The sequence below is a fragment of the Propionivibrio sp. genome (assembly GCF_049316945.1).
GTDB lineage: Bacteria > Pseudomonadota > Gammaproteobacteria > Burkholderiales > Rhodocyclaceae > Propionivibrio.
This window is the reverse complement of record NZ_JBMOJE010000001.1, coordinates 1-15,470: the sequence shown is the minus strand read 5'-3', so window position 1 is coordinate 15,470 and position 15,470 is coordinate 1. Positions and strand designations below refer to the sequence as shown.

Annotated in this window: 14 protein-coding genes; 6 read left to right on the top strand and 8 right to left on the bottom strand. The window is 57.1% G+C overall.

The genetic code is table 11. From position 1 onward, the window contains the following. Positions 1 to 176 precede the first annotated feature (176 nt). Positions 177 to 3,059, top strand: coding sequence for a sigma-54-dependent transcriptional regulator (locus tag ACOYNV_RS00070; protein WP_422897684.1), 2,883 nt, complete (start codon positions 177 to 179; stop codon positions 3,057 to 3,059). A gap of 317 nt (positions 3,060 to 3,376) precedes the next feature. Here ACOYNV_RS00070 and hslU read toward each other — a convergent pair whose 3' ends face one another. Beyond that, positions 3,377 to 4,711: an ATP-dependent protease ATPase subunit HslU gene (gene hslU / locus ACOYNV_RS00065; protein WP_422897683.1), complete on the bottom strand. Its 1,335-nt coding sequence runs from the start codon at positions 4,709 to 4,711 to the stop codon at positions 3,377 to 3,379. A gap of 113 nt (positions 4,712 to 4,824) precedes the next feature. Here hslU and ACOYNV_RS00060 point away from each other — a divergent pair, with 113 nt between their 5' ends. After that, on the top strand, positions 4,825 to 5,145 hold the full coding sequence (locus tag ACOYNV_RS00060; RefSeq protein WP_422897682.1) for a hypothetical protein: 321 nt from the start codon (positions 4,825 to 4,827) through the stop codon (positions 5,143 to 5,145). Continuing rightward, positions 5,142 to 5,978 (top strand): HDOD domain-containing protein, encoded by an 837-nt coding sequence (locus ACOYNV_RS00055; protein WP_422897681.1) that lies wholly within the window; start codon positions 5,142 to 5,144, stop codon positions 5,976 to 5,978. The genes ACOYNV_RS00060 and ACOYNV_RS00055 overlap by 4 nt, the downstream gene beginning before the upstream one ends. A 166-nt stretch (positions 5,979 to 6,144) precedes the next feature. On the opposite strand, the gene hslV is transcribed toward ACOYNV_RS00055, so the two are convergent. Together hslV and ACOYNV_RS00045 are read right to left on the bottom strand one after the other, a co-directional pair. Beyond that, entirely contained in the window at positions 6,145 to 6,681 is a 537-nt protein-coding gene (gene hslV, locus ACOYNV_RS00050) for an ATP-dependent protease subunit HslV (protein WP_422897680.1), read from the bottom strand. 9 nt (positions 6,682 to 6,690) lie between these two features. After that, positions 6,691 to 7,887 carry an STAS domain-containing protein gene (locus ACOYNV_RS00045; RefSeq protein ID WP_422897679.1) on the bottom strand — a complete coding sequence of 399 codons (1,197 nt, stop codon included), beginning with the start codon at positions 7,885 to 7,887 and terminating at the stop codon, positions 6,691 to 6,693. On the opposite strand from ACOYNV_RS00045, the gene ACOYNV_RS00040 reads away from it, so the two are divergent. Continuing rightward, positions 7,865 to 8,101: a hypothetical protein gene (locus ACOYNV_RS00040; RefSeq protein WP_422897678.1), complete on the top strand. Its 237-nt coding sequence runs from the start codon at positions 7,865 to 7,867 to the stop codon at positions 8,099 to 8,101. The genes ACOYNV_RS00045 and ACOYNV_RS00040 overlap by 23 nt on opposite strands. Before the next feature lie 7 nt (positions 8,102 to 8,108). On the opposite strand, the gene dbpA is transcribed toward ACOYNV_RS00040, so the two are convergent. From dbpA to ACOYNV_RS00025, 3 genes are all read right to left on the bottom strand, one after another. Continuing rightward, positions 8,109 to 9,554, bottom strand: coding sequence for an ATP-dependent RNA helicase DbpA (gene dbpA, locus ACOYNV_RS00035; protein WP_422897677.1), 1,446 nt, complete (start codon positions 9,552 to 9,554; stop codon positions 8,109 to 8,111). An 8-nt stretch (positions 9,555 to 9,562) separates the two neighbouring features. Next, on the bottom strand, positions 9,563 to 10,051 hold the full coding sequence (locus ACOYNV_RS00030; protein WP_422897676.1) for a hypothetical protein: 489 nt from the start codon (positions 10,049 to 10,051) through the stop codon (positions 9,563 to 9,565). Positions 10,052 to 10,211: 160 nt separating this feature from the next. Next, complete coding sequence (locus tag ACOYNV_RS00025; RefSeq protein ID WP_422897675.1) at positions 10,212 to 10,406, bottom strand: hypothetical protein; 195 nt, start codon at positions 10,404 to 10,406, stop codon at positions 10,212 to 10,214. A 202-nt stretch (positions 10,407 to 10,608) separates the two neighbouring features. Here ACOYNV_RS00025 and ACOYNV_RS00020 point away from each other — a divergent pair, with 202 nt between their 5' ends. Further along, positions 10,609 to 13,299, top strand: a complete 2,691-nt coding sequence (locus tag ACOYNV_RS00020) for a DEAD/DEAH box helicase (RefSeq protein ID WP_422897793.1) — start codon at positions 10,609 to 10,611, stop codon at positions 13,297 to 13,299. Positions 13,300 to 13,315: 16 nt separating this feature from the next. Further along, positions 13,316 to 14,287 carry an SWIM zinc finger family protein gene (locus ACOYNV_RS00015; protein WP_422897674.1) on the top strand — a complete coding sequence of 324 codons (972 nt, stop codon included), beginning with the start codon at positions 13,316 to 13,318 and terminating at the stop codon, positions 14,285 to 14,287. Here the strand turns inward: ACOYNV_RS00015 and ACOYNV_RS00010 are convergent. Next, on the bottom strand, positions 14,271 to 14,645 hold the full coding sequence (locus tag ACOYNV_RS00010) for a hypothetical protein (protein WP_422897673.1): 375 nt from the start codon (positions 14,643 to 14,645) through the stop codon (positions 14,271 to 14,273). The genes ACOYNV_RS00015 and ACOYNV_RS00010 overlap by 17 nt on opposite strands. 15 nt (positions 14,646 to 14,660) lie before the next feature. Continuing rightward, entirely contained in the window at positions 14,661 to 15,386 is a 726-nt protein-coding gene (locus ACOYNV_RS00005) for an EAL and HDOD domain-containing protein (protein WP_422897672.1), read from the bottom strand. Positions 15,387 to 15,470: the final 84 nt, after the last annotated feature.

The following is a 15,470-nucleotide window of genomic DNA, read 5'->3' as shown; positions in this document are numbered from 1 at the left end:
ACCGTTTCTAGAGAGATGATGCAAAACAAACGCATGTATCGTGCCATGTTTGTGATGCGCCAACTATCCAATTGATCTTAAAGGAATGTAACAATATTTCGCGAGGGTATTATCCAATTTTAACACAAGGCTTTTCCTGATAAACTAAGGAAATTCCTTTTTTTCTTGGTGCCCCAATGGACTTCCTGCTTGATGAAAAGAACCGGAAATTACTAGAACTGCGGATCGACGAAGCAGCCACAGGTAATCCAGAATCCTGGCAGACCGGCACGTCGTTACCTGGCGCTCCGGATGACTTGCTGACCTTTCTTGGCAGGCCACGTTCGCAACCCATTCGGGTCTTCGTGCAGGATAGGGTGCTGTGCGACGCCACGCGCAAAAAGTCCAGCAAAGAGCTGGTCGAGGAATATAGGGCGTACCGAATGGCGCTCTTCACACCGACGCTGAGCCGCATTACCCCGTTGGGTAACCAAGAGCGTTCCTACAAACCGATGGACGAACCCAATTCCTTCAGCATCGTTGCCTACGGCGTAACGCCTGTTGAATCCGTTTGGATGTATCCCCCTTTGGACGAGCTAAACCGGGAATCACCAAATGGATGGAGGGTCAGCAGCCTAGAGATTGATGCCGCACGGCGCTTGGATTGCTGGTACTACCAAGACCACTTCCGAAAACTTCGATGTGACCGCAAACATTGGGGGACACCCACTTTTGACGATCTATTCGTTGTCGCCGTCGAGCGGGCACAAAGGACCCCACTTCTTGAGCGCCCGAATAAAGGGGCTTTGAGATGGCTATCATCGGCGCAGATCAACGAGCGCCTGCATGCGATCTCGCATTCGCGGATTCGCGGTGCCTGGGGGCAAGTAAGTCGGGATGTTCCCCTTAAACCAGGCGATTTTCTGGTTTCGATGCTCGGCTTTACCGAGGTGAAACTGGCACGGTACAACGGCCCACCGAACGACGCGACGAGGTCTATATACCTACTTCGTTTTTCCCAGAAACGTGATCGATCGAAGCGCGACTCAGCAGCCGTTTGGTTTGCCCTTACTTGTGTTGACTTTATAGATCAGTTGAGGATGGAGTTAAGCGATCGAGTAATGAAGCCACTCACTGAGCATTTTCTGCTGGGAGACATTCGCTTACCCCCGCTCCCCGGCGGAGTTACTGCCGGAATGGCCTTCATGCTTGACGCGATGACTCGCCTGGCGCTGAGCGGGGAGGACAAGGGCGAAGTGGACGCGAATCTCCAAAAGGTCGAAGAGGCTCTAATGGCTGACGATGTGACGTGGCCGGGAAAATGGTCATGCCTCAGGCGCATCGAGAGATATCGAAAATCCAGTGCCAAGCCCGGAAACGTCGTCGTACTAAGCAATGATCGGACAATCGGACGAGAATGCGTATCCGCTTTGAGAAAAGAAAATGTTCGGGTTGCGGATCCACGTCCGTTCTCAATATCCGGTAACGGACTTGAGGCAGGGGTAGCCAAGGAGCTCACGATGGCTCCCGCCGTTATTTCGATTACTGCGGCGGTTACGCCCCTGCAGTTCGCCTCAGAGCAACTTGGGGCTGCGCATGCTCTAGACATAGTTGGCGAATCACATGTTTTCGCCCTTTATGCCGAAAAGGGCAAAGCACGAGACTTTCCAGCACGGCAATTTCTTGATCACCTTTTCAGCGAGACGGAGTGGGAGCCGGAAAGCGTCGACTTGACCAATGAAACGATGATTCCCCTAGTCCAGCATGTTCGGTCGTTGTTGGAGAACCAGGCGGTCATTACTTGCGACGAGGTAATTGACCGTCTTGCGCAATTGGACTCCCCCTCAGAGCCATTTGTACGCTTTTGGCCCATCGCCGCAAGAACAAGTATTCTAGACCGGGTTCGACCGGATCTAATAAAGCTCTCTGGTCGCCTGAAAACCTCCGGTGTAACGAAAGGAGCTACCGCGGCGAACGTCATTTCGGAAAGGAAAAGCAGACGGCTCCATACCTTTGGCAAATTCGTAACCTATGACGAGGCGCTTTCGAAAAGAGTTGGGGAACTCGAGTCCGTTTACCGCAAGGCTTTGGAGTTGACTCGGAACGGATCGTACCGCGTAATCGCCCTACTCATTGAGGGGGAAACGGGATCCGGCAAAGATGAATTGATCGAGTATTTGGATACCCGGCATGCCCAATCGTCCTTTGTTCGCTTTGGCGTAACGGCAGATACCCGATTCATCCTTTCGCAACTTTTCGGACATGCTAAGGGCTCGTTCACCGGAGCAGATAACCGGCGTGATGGAATTTTCGGCATCGCGAAGAAGATGCATCGCCCAGTTTTCCTCAACGAGATCAACTCTTATCCTCTGGAGGTGCAGTTTCGACTTCTAACCGTCATTGAACACGGCGAATTCTCCCCTTTGGGGAATGAGGAACAAGAAACATTGGAGTACGCAGGCGTAGTTCTCGCAGCCAGCAACAAACCCGTATCGGATTTGGTTGCTGACGGTTCCTTCAGGCTCGACCTTCAAATGCGACTGGGGAGTCCCATTTTGATTTCCCCTCTCCGAGAGCGCCCCCATGACATCGAGTGCATTTTCGATCGGATAAACAGGGATCTGGCGAAGAATGAGCGAACCATGCAAATTGGTCTTGAATCCTCTGCCCGGCAGCGCCTATTGAGATATTCTTGGCCGGGAAACGCGAGAGAGCTTCAAAGCCTAATTTTAAGGGCATGCCTCTTGGGGCAATCTGTTATCGACAATAGTTTTCTTGAGGAGAACTTCCCAAAAATCTACTTTGGCGACATCCGAGATGACAAAGAGACCAAGAGTGACCAAGAGACTCTCGTACCACAAGAGCTCAATTGCTTAGAAGAAATCTGTGGAATTCAAGGGATAACCCGGCAACAACAATATGCGATGCTTATGGAACGTTTAAAAGATAAGAAGGCTAAGACGAACGAGTTGCCAGATTGGGTGAGAAGTCGTCGGCATAAGATAGAACAGTTCAAAGCCGAACTTCCTCGCGTGAATTTGTACTTAGAACAACTTACTGCCAGACGATCTCGTTCTTAGTTGTTGTAGAGGACGAACCAAATTTTAATGTTAAGATTTATTGCTGAGCGAATCTCACAGGCAACTATTCGGCGTATTGCTGACCGATCTCGCTAGCCAGCTGAATTTCCGTTCAAGGCCGAGGTGCCGCCATTGTGAAGACTCTAGCGAACGGCGGGCTTATGGATCAGAAAGCTGACATAGCCCTTCCCAACGTTATCAGGTCACTGGGGTCGATAGCTGCCGTTCGGCTTCTTTTTGCAACATACCAGCCGACTATAAACGTGCCGTACTGCACAACACCATGCGCAAATAAATCACGGAATCCGTATTACCGTTCAAAGCACGTAGCGCGACAAGTCTTCGTTCTTGGCCAGTTCATCGAGCCGCCCATCGACATATTCGGCATCGATGCGGATCGACTGTTCCCCGGCCTCGCTCCCGGCTGTGAAAGAAACCTCTTCAAGCAGACGCTCCATGACCGTATAAAGGCGTCGCGCACCGATGTTCTCGGTGCGTTCGTTGACCGACCAGGCGACCTCGGCCAGGCGCTGGATACCATCCGGCAGGAACTCCAGAGTCACCCCCTCGGTAGCCAGCAGGGCTTGATACTGCATGGTCAGGCAGGCATCGGTCTGGGTCAGAATCTGCTCGAAATCAGCAACCGACAGCGAGTCCAGTTCAACGCGAATCGGAAAACGTCCCTGCAACTCGGGAATCAGATCCGAGGGTTTGGCGAGATGGAAAGCGCCGCTGGCGATGAACAGCACATGATCGGTACGGATCATGCCGTACTTGGTCGAGACCGTGGTGCCCTCGACCAGTGGCAGCAGGTCGCGTTGCACCCCCTGGCGTGAAACATCGGCGCCGTGCGAGTCGCCGCGCGAAGTGATCTTGTCGATCTCGTCGAGGAACACGATGCCGTTCTGCTCGACGTTGCGCACCGCCTCATGCTTCACTTCTTCGTCGTTGACCAGTTTGCCCGCTTCTTCTTCGATCAGCAGCTTGCGCGCCTCACTGATCGTCAACTTTCTCGGCTTCTTACGCGCACCGCCCATGTTCTGGAACATGCCCTGGATCTGCGAAGTCAGTTCTTCCATTCCGGGAGGGGCAAATATCTCGGCCTGCATCGACGGCCCGGCGACCTCGATTTCAATCTCCTTGCCATCCAGCAAGCCTTCACGCAACTTCTTGCGAAACTTCTGCCGTGTTGCATTCTCATCCGCCGTTTGCGATTCGTTGAAGAAATTGCCCCGCGCCGGAGGCAGCAAGGCATCGAGAATGCGCTCCTCAGCCGCATCGTCGGCACGCACACGGACGGCCTTCATGGCTTTGTCCCGGCCATTCTTGATGGCAATCTCGGCCAGATCGCGGATGATCGTTTCCACATCGCGCCCGACATAGCCGACCTCGGTGAATTTGGTGGCCTCGATCTTGATGAAGGGCGCATTGGCCAGCCGGGCCAGACGGCGCGCAATTTCTGTTTTGCCAACACCGGTCGGCCCGATCATCAGAATGTTCTTCGGCGTAATTTCCTGGCGCAACGGCTCCTCCACCTGAGCTCGCCGCCAGCGGTTGCGCAGCGCAATGGCGACGGCCTTCTTGGCCTTACCCTGACCGACAATGTGCTTATCGAGTTCGTGAACAATTTCCTGCGGCGTCATTTGCGTCATGGCAATCCTGAGGTGTAAAACATGGTTACGAAAGCATTATGTTCTCATCGACCATGCGCTGTGGCAAACTTGTGTGCAATGGCATACCGTCAAACGGCTTCTGGAGGCTCTCCGTGAAATCTCGCACCATGTACTTTGCCCCTGGGGGTGTATCACCTGGCATGACACTCGCCAAGGCCGTCACTGACCGGGAGGGCCATACCCTGCTGGTCGCCGGAACGCAAGTCGATTCTGAAATTCTTGAACGGCTGATCCGGCGCGGTGTCGAAGTCGTTGGCGTACTCGTAGCCGATTCGCGCGACGAACAAACCATTGCCGATGAACTGGTGGCAGCCAGAACCCGGGTGGAAACCATCTTTCGCGGCGATGGCAGTCCGGCCAAAAAAGGGCTGCACGACGCCATTCTCAACTTCCGGCTGGAGAGCACGAAATGACCCCACCCAGCCTTGACGAACTCCCTTCCCATGCCAAGGCACTCCCCTCGATGCCAGAGGTGGTGAACTACCTGATCCGTTCGCTTGGCGATGAAAGCGCCGACGTTGATACGATCGCTCATCATATCAACTCTGAACCTGTCATCGTCGCCCGCCTGCTCGCCGCCGCCAACTCGGCGGCCTCCGGACTATCAACGCACATCTTTTCGGCCAAGCAGGCCTTCCTGGTTCTCGGCGCTGACCGGGTGATCAGCATCATCCTGGCCTCGGCATTAAGCTATCGTTACGATACCCGCAGTGCGGGATTCGATGCCCGGCTACTGTGGCGCCACTCGCTTGGGGTTGCCGCCTGTGCGCGTGTGCTCGCAGAACATACGGGCGTCAATCGGGATTTGGCGTTTACGGGCGGCCTGCTACACGACATCGGGCAACTGCTGATGTATACCGCCAGCCCGGTCAGCTACATTCAGGCGCTTGAGCTGCACCACAAGGACGACATCCCGATCATCGCGGCCGAACGTACAGTGTTCGGCTATGACCACGCTGAAGCCGGCCGTGCTCTGGCAATCACCTGGAAACTGCCCAACAATATCGCCGACGCCATTGCCGCCCACCATGAGCCCGACGAGCTGGGCAGCGAAATCGGCAATCTGATTCATGTCAGCGAGGTTCTGAGCCACGCCCTCGACCTCGGAGAACAGCCCAACAACCGGGTTCCCGACCTGTCTGATCTGGCCTGCGCGAACCTCGGCCTCTCCTGGCCAAAACTAGCCGGGCATTTCCCTGAAATCGAAGCGCGCTACGACGGTATCCGTATCGCGCTGGGAATCTGATTCTCCCAAGCTCTCAGAGTCTGTGAAAATATCAAAAATCCACCGCAGAGACGCAGAGACACAGAGAAAACGCGGAGAAAGCGATTTGTTTTTAAAGGTTTTCTCTGCGAAACCTCTGCGCCTTTGCGGCTCTGCGGTGGGTGTTCAGGCATTTATTCAAAAGCCCTCAGTCAAGCGTTTCGATGGTGAAGTTGTGGTTGGTGTAGATGCACAGATCGCCAGCAATCTCGAGTGATTTACGGATAATCTCGGCCGGATCAAGCTCGGTATTCTCAATCAGCGCACGTGCTGCCGACTGCGCAAAAGCACCGCCCGAACCAATGGCGACAATGCCGAACTCTGGTTCCAGCACATCGCCGTTGCCGGTAATCACCAGCGAATTCTCCTGATCAGCCACCGCCAGCATCGCCTCCAGTCGGCGCAGAGCACGGTCGCTGCGCCAGTCCTTGGCCAGCTCAACCGCTGAACGCAACAGATTGCCCTGATGCTTGTCCAGCTTGGCTTCAAAGCGCTCAAAGAGCGTGAAAGCATCTGCCGTCCCGCCGGCAAAGCCGGCCAGAATCTTCCCCTGATGAATGCGCCGGACCTTGCGCGCGCTGGCCTTGATGACGATGTTGCCAAGCGTGACCTGCCCGTCTCCGCCCATGGCCACCCGGTTGCCTCGTCGTACCGACAGGATCGTCGTACCGTGGTATTGCTCCATGAATAAGCCCTAATGTTTTGCAAAAACGATGGTCGCTACAGCTTTCAGACCAATGATGCCGAACAACTCGGCAACGAGATGATTCGGGTGGTGAAAGACAATCTGCTTGCCGGTTCGCCGGATAATGGTCAACGAATTGAGCAGCGCACCGGCACTGATGAAATCCATCCGCGTCAGCGCACCGCAATCGATGAGTACCGAATCATGCACATCGGCATACGCCGGCAGGTCAGCGAAACGTGAGGATTTGACATCTCCCCGCAGCACATAGGCGTCAGCAGCCACATCGTCGCCACCCTCGCCGTTCGCTGTCAGAAGCACCGGTTCGGGAGCGGCTACCCGATTGGCCTCCCAGGAGGGCGGCGAGACCTCGAAAGTAACGGCATAGTTTATTGCCACGTCCTCGAAACCCTCATATTGCCCCTGCAACTGGCACAGTTCGAGAAGCAGAAGCCAGCACTCACTGTCTTCTGCTCGCCCGGACTCGACGCGCTCTTCAACCAGCGCACCAAGGGTATCGCGACCCAGCAATTCTATCTCGCGCCTGGCTTTTCTTGCCTGCTGCAACAAGGCCAGCAAACGACCACAACCACCGGCATCAAGACGAGTAACTTTCGACAGATCAAGACGCAGCTTGGGGTTCTTTTCGAGTGACTGTCGAATGGCGTCGAACGCTGCGTCGTTATCTCCGGTCAGATCGCCCTTGAACAACAGGCTGCCGGCCAGCACCTCCTTGGCCTTTGGTTCACCTTTCGATTTGTCGCGCCAACCGGGCGGCGATTTTTCAAACGATCGGGCGTAGTCAATCTCCAGCACTTCGAAAGAAGCCTTTTGCCCGGTTAATCCGTAGAGATCGAAAAGCATCATCCACAAACGCTCGCCCGGACCAAAGTGATGAATGCGAACAGCATTCTCAAGCACTGAGCGAACTACTTCATCCTGCCCATTGGCAAAAAGAATCGCAACTTCCTCGGCTTCGGCATCGACAGGGTCGATGTCTGCTTCGATTTGAAAGTCGGGAGAACTCTCGCTAAATGCGAACTCACTGAAATCCAGTGAAGAAGACTCAGCGGTGGCAACCTTCGACAGAGGCGGAGAAGCGGGCTGAGCCGAGGCGCCGGGATAGTCGATCTTGTCATCGCGGAGCGACGGAACACCCTCAACCACCGCTTTTGCACGTGGGATGGCAGCCGGCTTTGACACCATCTTTTCCGGCGGTTTTTTGAAGAAAGAGAAAACCATGGGCGACGAGGTTAAACTGAATCAGTCAGGACAGTTGCTTCTTTTAACACATCGCTCCGGGCACTGCAATTTCAAGCCGGATTTTTTCCTTATCTTCCGTCCAACCGAGGCATTCAGGTTAAATAGCCGCGCCCTCAATACAGCACATCAGCAGAAGAAGTACGAGCAATATGACTGACGTTGAATCAGTCCTCCAGGGCGCGTACTTTCACCGTTTTGCCCTTCACCTTGCCTGCCGACAGCTTGCGGACGGCTTCGCGAGCGCTGCTGCGTTCGACGGCAACATAGGTGGATTGGTCAGTCACCGTGATCTTGCCGACTTGCTCGCGGGTGAATTTCCGTTCGCCTCCGGCGTCGCCGGTGAGTGCGCCCAGCACGTCGCCGGAGCGGATCTTTTCCTTGCGCCCACCGAGAATCTGCAGCGTCACCATCGGCGGCACCAGCGGTGAGTCATTGCCGCTTTGCAACGAGCCCAGCCCATGCCACTCCGGTTCGCTGCCCATCATCTGTGCGATGGCGCCAACGCGCCGCTTGTCGGCCGGGCTGCACAGGCTCAGCGCCCAGCCGTCTTCGTCGGCGCGGCCGGTGCGGCCAATGCGATGGATGTGGATTTCCGGGTCGGGGGTGACATCGACATTGATCACCGCTTCGAGTCGGGCGATATCCAGGCCACGCGCCGCCACATCGGTGGCCACCAGCACCGAGCAACTGCGATTGGCGAACTGAATCAGCACCTGATCGCGTTCGCGCTGTTCCAGATCGCCATTCAAAGTGAGCGCATGGAAGCCCTGTGCATGCAGCACGTCCAGCAGGTCGCGGCATTGCTGCTTGGTGTTACAGAAGGCCAGCGTGCTGACTGGGCGGTAGTGCTTGAGCAGGATGGCGACGGCCGGCAAGCGCCCCTCGTGCTTCACCTCGTAGAAGCGCTGGCGTATCTTGCTGCCATCATGTTGTTCCAGCAGTTTTACTTCCTGCGGATTGCGCAAGAACTGGCGCGCCAGTCGTTCAATACCCTCCGGATAGGTCGCCGAGAACAGCAGTGTCTGGCGCCCTGCCGGGCATTGCCTGGCGACAAATGCGATGTCGTCGTAAAAGCCCATGTCCAGCATGCGATCGGCCTCGTCGAGCACCAGGGTATTGAGCGCCTCCAGATTCAGGCTGCCACGTTCCAGGTGATCCATGATGCGGCCCGGCGTACCGACGACGATGTGCGCCCCATGTTCCAGGCTGGCCCGCTGCGGACGCAGGGTGGTGCCGCCACAAAGGGTCATTATCTTGATGTTGTCTTCACCGCGCGCCAGCCGACGAATCTCCTGCGTCACCTGATCCGCCAACTCCCGCGTCGGGCACAGGACCATGGCTTGCACCGCAAAGCGGCGCGGATTCAGATTGGTGAGTACGGCCAGCGCGAACGCCGCCGTCTTGCCGCTGCCGGTCTTGGCTTGCGCGATGAGGTCGTGCCCGGCCAGCGCAATCGGCAGACTGGCGGCCTGGATCGAGGTCATCGTCAGGTAGTCGAGCTGCTGCAGTGTGGCCAGCAGGCGTGGCGACAGCGGCATTTCGTTGAAAGAGCGCCCGGCGACGCTTGCTGCGGACAAGGGAGGCGCTAATGGAACTTCAATATCTGTCATGCGCACGCTCAATCCTTGCGCCGGCGTGCCGGCAACGGTTTGCGCTGGCGCTGCCCGGGGCGCTGGATATCGCCATCCACTTTGACTTTGGGCACCAGCAGGTTTTTACCCGGTGCCTTTTCAGCTTTGCGGTGCGCCAGAATGGCGGTGCAGAGTTGTTTTGCCGTGAGCAGGACGGGAGCGTGCTCGCCCTTGGGGTCGTACGCGGCGAGCTTTTCCTTGACACTCATGATACGTTCCAGGGCATCGGCTTTTCTGGGCTGACCGGTCATGATTTTCTGCGCCTCCGGGCTCAGCGTGAAGCCGCCCTCCTCCTCGCAGATCAGACCATGCATGGACAAGCGATGAAAGGCCTCGACCAGTTTCAATTCGGAAGGAACAGTGCCCTGGATCAGATCAGCCGCAGCGATGATCTCGACAATTACAGCGGGCCGCCGCTTCGAAGAAAGTGTCACGGCCAACAACAGAAGTGCATCAACATCGTGTACCGGGTGCATCGAATACCCTTTGAAAAGCTATGAAAAATGAATCAACAGACCAAGAGCATCAGACGCGCCTTGGTACGAGTGCGGAAAATGCCCGCCAGACGCCATTCGGTACCTCGCGAGGATGGGAGTGTAATGGTTTGCGGCGCCAGGACACCAGTACCATTGTTTTTCAGGAAAGAAAGCCGGCCTGAACCTGCCGTTTTAAAGCCGTTGCCCGCGATTTTCTGCGCCAGCAGGCGGGTTTTTGTAACGCTGAAATATTCAGATGCGGCGTTTTGAAAACCTCTTGGGCAAGTGCCCAGCGATGGCGCTCTTCTTGAGAAACGCCTGCAATTTGCTCAAACCATTTCTGGATTAGATTCATGGAAAATGCCTCCCCACTTGGGATTTGTTGAAGTATTGCGACCGGTGAAAGACCAAACAACAACTGTATAAATAATCAGTATATAAGTTTTCAGGTGCCAAGAGTAGCCTTCTTGCCTTCTGTAACAAGCGAATAGCAAACGTCTCACCAATTCCCGAAGTTTTGACGATGCCAGAAAGGAGGCGCACCTAGCGTGCTCGACATGCCAATCCCCGCTACTGGCGCTCTCGCGCCGCTTCTGACACCACACGGCCATCTTCGCCTGGTGCCGGATTCCGATACGCCGCCGCTGCCGGCGGGCTTGCATGACCGTCTTGCCACGGCCTTCGCGCTCGATGCCGGGCATGGCCTTCTGCATCTGGGGGCGTCTGAAGTCGGCAGTGTGCTGCCGCCGGCCTTGGCTTGGTGGCGCGATTTTGCGGGGCGTTATGTGACAGCCCTGTGCGCCACGCCTGAAGGCGCTGAAATTGCCGTTACCCCCCTCGATGAACCTGCACTCGAAGCCCTGATTGCCGACCTGCCGCCGATGACCGGCGCGGAATATCTGACGCCGGATGTGCTCACCAGCCTCTGGGCAGAACTCGATGCCGCCCTGCGCCACGAGCTGAAAGCAACGATGCTTCCGCTGCAGACGTTTCTCAAAACCTGTAATCCGGCCTGGAATCTGGTCGGGCGGGTGTATTTCAATCTGGCCGAGAATCGCAAGGACACGGAAGCGCCCTTCGCCTTCCTGGCCACCTACACCTCGCGCCTGTCGGCGCATGGCAAGGCGCAGCATTTGCCGCTGTCGCAGGCGCTGGCCGAATTCTCGGATGGCAAAAAGAAGGCGCAACTGCTCTCTCTCCTGTTGCCGGTGCAGCGTGCCGCGGAACAGTGCGCATGGCTGCGCGAAATGGTCGAGGAAGGTGACATCTATCACCCGCTGCGCTGGATGCCGGCGGATGCCTGGCACTTTCTCAGCGATGTGCCCAAGCTCGAAGCGGCCGGTATCGTCGTGCGTGCACCGGGCAACTGGCAGGGAGGGCGGCCTGCGCGGCCGTTGATCAAGGCCAGCGTCGGCAGCGGGCCACCGTCGCTGCTGGGAATGAATGCGCTCCTTGATTTCAGCATGGAAGTGACGCTCGGTGGCGAGCATCTCAGCGCGACCGAGATCAAGGCCATGATGCAGAGCGTGGACGGTCTGCAACTGATCAGAGGCTACTGGGTCGAGGTGGATCGCAAGAAACTTGGCCGCCTGCTGGAACGTTTCCAGGCTATTGAGCAGGCCGCGTCCGACAACGGCTTGCACTTTGCCGAAGCCATGCGCCTGATGGCCGGCGCGTCGCTTGACGACGATTTTTCAGAGGAGGATGCCGACTGGTCGCAACTCATCGCCGGCCCTTGGCTGTCCGAGACCTTGCACGGCTTGCGCCAGCCGGAGGGATTGGCGCAAGTCGATCCCTGCCCGGAGCTCAAGGCCACCCTGCGTCCGTATCAGCAGGCTGGTGTGCGCTGGCTTTACCTGCTCACCCGGCTTGGCCTGGGCGCCTGCCTGGCCGACGACATGGGGCTGGGCAAGACGATCCAAGTGCTGTCATTACTGCTCGTGCTCAAGCGGGAAAATCAAGGGAATTCGCGCCCCAGCCTGCTGGTGGCGCCGGCCTCGCTGCTGGCCAACTGGGCGGCGGAGGCCGAACGCTTCGCGCCCAGTTTGCGTTTCCTGATTGCCCATCCTTCGGCCATGCCGGCCAGCGACTTGCGCGCGCTCGATGCGCAGCGTTTAAGCCACGTCGATCTGGTCATCACCAGCTACGGCACGCTGTTGCGCCTGCCCGCGCTGACTGAGCAGAACTGGCGTATTGCGGTGGCCGACGAAGCGCAGGCGATCAAGAATCCTGGCGCCAAGCAGACGCGCCAGGTGAAAAAGATCAAGGCCGACGCGCGCATCGCGCTGACCGGCACCCCGGTCGAAAACCGGCTTTCCGACCTGTGGTCGATCTTCGACTTTACCCACCCCGGCCTGCTCGGCTCGGACAAGGTCTTTGCCAAATTCACCAAGCGCCTGGCCCAGAATGAACACTTCGGCCCCTTGCGGACGCTGGTTCGCCCCTACATATTGCGTCGGCTGAAATCCGACAAGCGGGTCATCTCCGACCTGCCGGACAAGACCGAGCTCAAGGCCTGGTGCCATCTGAGTCCGAAGCAGGCCGCGCTGTATCAGCGGGCAGTGAAGGAGCTGGCCATCGTTCTCGAAAATGCGGAAGGGATCAATCGCAAAGGCGCCGTACTCTCCTTCCTGATGCGCTTCAAGCAGATCTGCAACCACCCGTCGCAATGGCTTGGCGACGGGGCGTGGGCGGCGGACGACAGCGGCAAGTTCGCGCGCCTGCGCGAGTTGGCCGAGGTGATTGCCGCCAAGCAGGAAAAGGTGCTGGTGTTCACCCAGTTTCGTGAAACCACCGAACCCCTGGCGGCCTTTCTGGGCTCGATTTTCGGTCGCGAAGGCCTGGTGCTGCATGGTGGCACGCCGGTTGCCAAGCGTCGCGAGTTGGTCAAGCGCTTCCAGGAGGACGAGTTGACACCATTCTTCGTCCTCTCGCTGAAAGCCGGCGGGGCCGGGCTGAACCTGACCGCCGCGTCGCATGTAATCCACTTCGATCGCTGGTGGAATCCCGCCGTGGAGAACCAGGCCACCGACCGCGCTTTCCGCATCGGCCAGCAGAAAAATGTTCTGGTGCATAAATTCGTTTGTCGTGGCACCATTGAGGATCGCATCGACCAGCTGATCGAATCGAAACAGCAGTTGGTGAAGGATGTTCTGGAAGGCGGAGCCGAACTCCTGCTCACCGAGATGAGCGATAAGGAACTGCTCGATCTGGTCAAGCTCGACATCAATGCGGCACAGGAAAACTGACTTTCAGGGGAAATGCATGGGCTATGGAGGAGGTTGGGCACCGTATGTCTCGGTCGCCGAGCGCCGGAAAAAGGCTGAAAAGATCGCCGCCAAGGCGAAGAAAGCCGGAGCGGAATTCTCGCCCATCGCGCCGTATGGCGGCGCCATGGCCAAGACCTTCTGGGGCAAGGCCTGGGGGGATAATCTGGAGCGCTACAGCGACTATGCCAACCGGCTTCCGCGCGGACGCACTTATGTGCGCAATGGCTCGGTGATCGACCTCAGGATCAGTGCCGGCGAAGTGCGCGCACAGGTGATGGGATCGAGCTTGTACAAGGTCGACGTGTCGGTGGCGGCGGTTCCCGAAAAACAGTGGCAGGCCATCGGCGCCGATTGCGCGGGGTCGATCGACTCACTCGTCGAACTCCTGCAAGGCAAGCTTTCCAAGGCGGTGATGGAGCGCATCTGCAAACCGGGAAGCGGCCTGTTCCCGGCGCCCAATGAAATCAAGTTCAGCTGCAGTTGCCCGGACTGGGCCTCGATGTGCAAACACGTCGCTGCCGTGCTCTATGGCGTAGGTGCCCGCCTCGATCATCAGCCCGAGTTGCTGTTCACGTTGCGCCGGGTCGATGCCAAGGATCTGGTCACGCAGGCCGGGGCCGGTCTGCCGAAAACGACGAAAGGTCCGAAGGCCAGAAAAGTGCTCGACGATTCCGCCCTGGGCGATGTATTTGGCATCGAGATGGCGGAGATTGCTTTGCCGGTGAAGCCGGCTGCGCGGCCAGGCAAGGCGACGACTGCCAAGACTGCGGCAAGCAAAGTGAAGCCGGCGGCAAAGACAGCAACAACCAAGCCTGTTGCCACCAAGACAATGGTTCCGAAAGTGAAACCACCCGTTAAGGCCGCTACGGGCGCTCCAGAATCAACGGGGAAAAGTGCAGCCAAGGACAAGGCCGTGCATTCAACAACAGCGTCAAAGCCCAAGGCGGCAGTTAAGCGTGCCAAATAACAGGACGTAAAAACCTGTTGAAACGCCGCACGCTGAGTTGCAGCCTCAGCGGCTGTGAAAAAACCTGAACACCCACCGCAGAGGCGCAGAGTCGCAAAGGTTTCGCAGAGAAAACCTTTAAACCTAGAAAAAGCAGTTCGTCCACGAAAAACACAAAAAGCACGAAAAGAATCAAGGAGATAATAAGCATAAGATGGCCACCCAAAAGGTGAATAAAGAAAAAATCAAGCTCTTGATTTTGTTCGTGTCTTTCGTGATTTTCGTGGATAGACTGAGGTTTTAAGGTTAAAAGCAATGGAGTTCCTCTGCGTTTTCTCTGCGACTCTGCGCCTCTGCGGTAGTTTTTTGGTTTTTTCACAAGCCCTCAGTCGGCTTAGTCCCCCTCGGTATTGCCGTTGACCCAGCGCAACGAGTCCATCAGGCAGGTGTTGAGCGTGCCGCGATCAAGGTCGACATTGTGCAATTGACCGAGCAGAACGTCACAGCCCTGGCCATCGTCAGCATCGAAACATTCGAGCAGCGCCAAAGTTTTCCCCAGCATTCCGGCATGCGATGAAAGCGCCTCCATTACCTCGGGTTCAAGCGTGATTTGCTCGAATATCTCGTTCATCGGCAGGCCAAGCGCTGCCGGCATCATCGACATGATTCCGGTAATGAAGGCCTGATCGGCCAATTTTCCGTCGCGCGGGTGGCTTTGCCCGATCAGCATTTCCATCATCCGTCCGCGCAGTGCGGCGACCTGTAACAGTGGGGAACGGCTGGCGTCGGGTGTTTTCCCTGCTGGGGTCATGAGCAGCAATTGCAGCCAGCCTTGCAGTTGGCGCCTGCCGAGCAGGGTGATGGCGTGACGCAGGGAAGTGGTGCGCCGGGACAGTCCATGACCCACCGAGTTGACGATGCGCAGCAGGTTGATCGCCAGAGCCGGCTCGTGTTTGATTCCCTCTTCGATCCTGACCGTTTCGGAATCGCCGCTGGCGAGGTTGATCAGTTGAATCAGGCCGGCCTGTGACGCTGAGAGACGGCGTCCGCTGACGATTTCAGGGTGCGCGAAAAAGTGCCCCTGAAAAAGCCGGAAGCCGATCTTTTTACAGCGCTCCATCGCTTCTCGTGTCGCCACGCCTTGGGCTAAGGAACGCCTACGAAATAACTTCCCCTTTTCCAACATTCGAATTGGCATGTCTGG

Excerpts from the sequence above, each read along its gene's own strand:
- ACOYNV_RS00025 (WP_422897675.1), bottom strand. The coding sequence starts at position 10,406 with ATGAATCTAATCCAGAAATGGTTTGAGCAAATTGCAGGCGTTTCTCAA.
- hslV (WP_422897680.1), bottom strand. The coding sequence starts at position 6,681 with ATGGAGCAATACCACGGTACGACGATCCTGTCGGTACGACGAGGCAAC.
- ACOYNV_RS00045 (WP_422897679.1), bottom strand. The coding sequence starts at position 7,887 with ATGGTGTCAAAGCCGGCTGCCATCCCACGTGCAAAAGCGGTGGTTGAG.
- ACOYNV_RS00020 (WP_422897793.1), top strand. The coding sequence starts at position 10,609 with ATGCCAATCCCCGCTACTGGCGCTCTCGCGCCGCTTCTGACACCACAC.
- ACOYNV_RS00005 (WP_422897672.1), bottom strand. The coding sequence starts at position 15,386 with ATGGAGCGCTGTAAAAAGATCGGCTTCCGGCTTTTTCAGGGGCACTTT.
- ACOYNV_RS00015 (WP_422897674.1), top strand. The coding sequence starts at position 13,316 with ATGGGCTATGGAGGAGGTTGGGCACCGTATGTCTCGGTCGCCGAGCGC.
- hslU (WP_422897683.1), bottom strand. The coding sequence starts at position 4,711 with ATGACGCAAATGACGCCGCAGGAAATTGTTCACGAACTCGATAAGCAC.
- ACOYNV_RS00030 (WP_422897676.1), bottom strand. The coding sequence starts at position 10,051 with ATGCACCCGGTACACGATGTTGATGCACTTCTGTTGTTGGCCGTGACA.
- ACOYNV_RS00040 (WP_422897678.1), top strand. The coding sequence starts at position 7,865 with ATGGCAGCCGGCTTTGACACCATCTTTTCCGGCGGTTTTTTGAAGAAA.
- ACOYNV_RS00055 (WP_422897681.1), top strand. The coding sequence starts at position 5,142 with ATGACCCCACCCAGCCTTGACGAACTCCCTTCCCATGCCAAGGCACTC.
- ACOYNV_RS00070 (WP_422897684.1), top strand. The coding sequence starts at position 177 with ATGGACTTCCTGCTTGATGAAAAGAACCGGAAATTACTAGAACTGCGG.
- dbpA (WP_422897677.1), bottom strand. The coding sequence starts at position 9,554 with ATGACAGATATTGAAGTTCCATTAGCGCCTCCCTTGTCCGCAGCAAGC.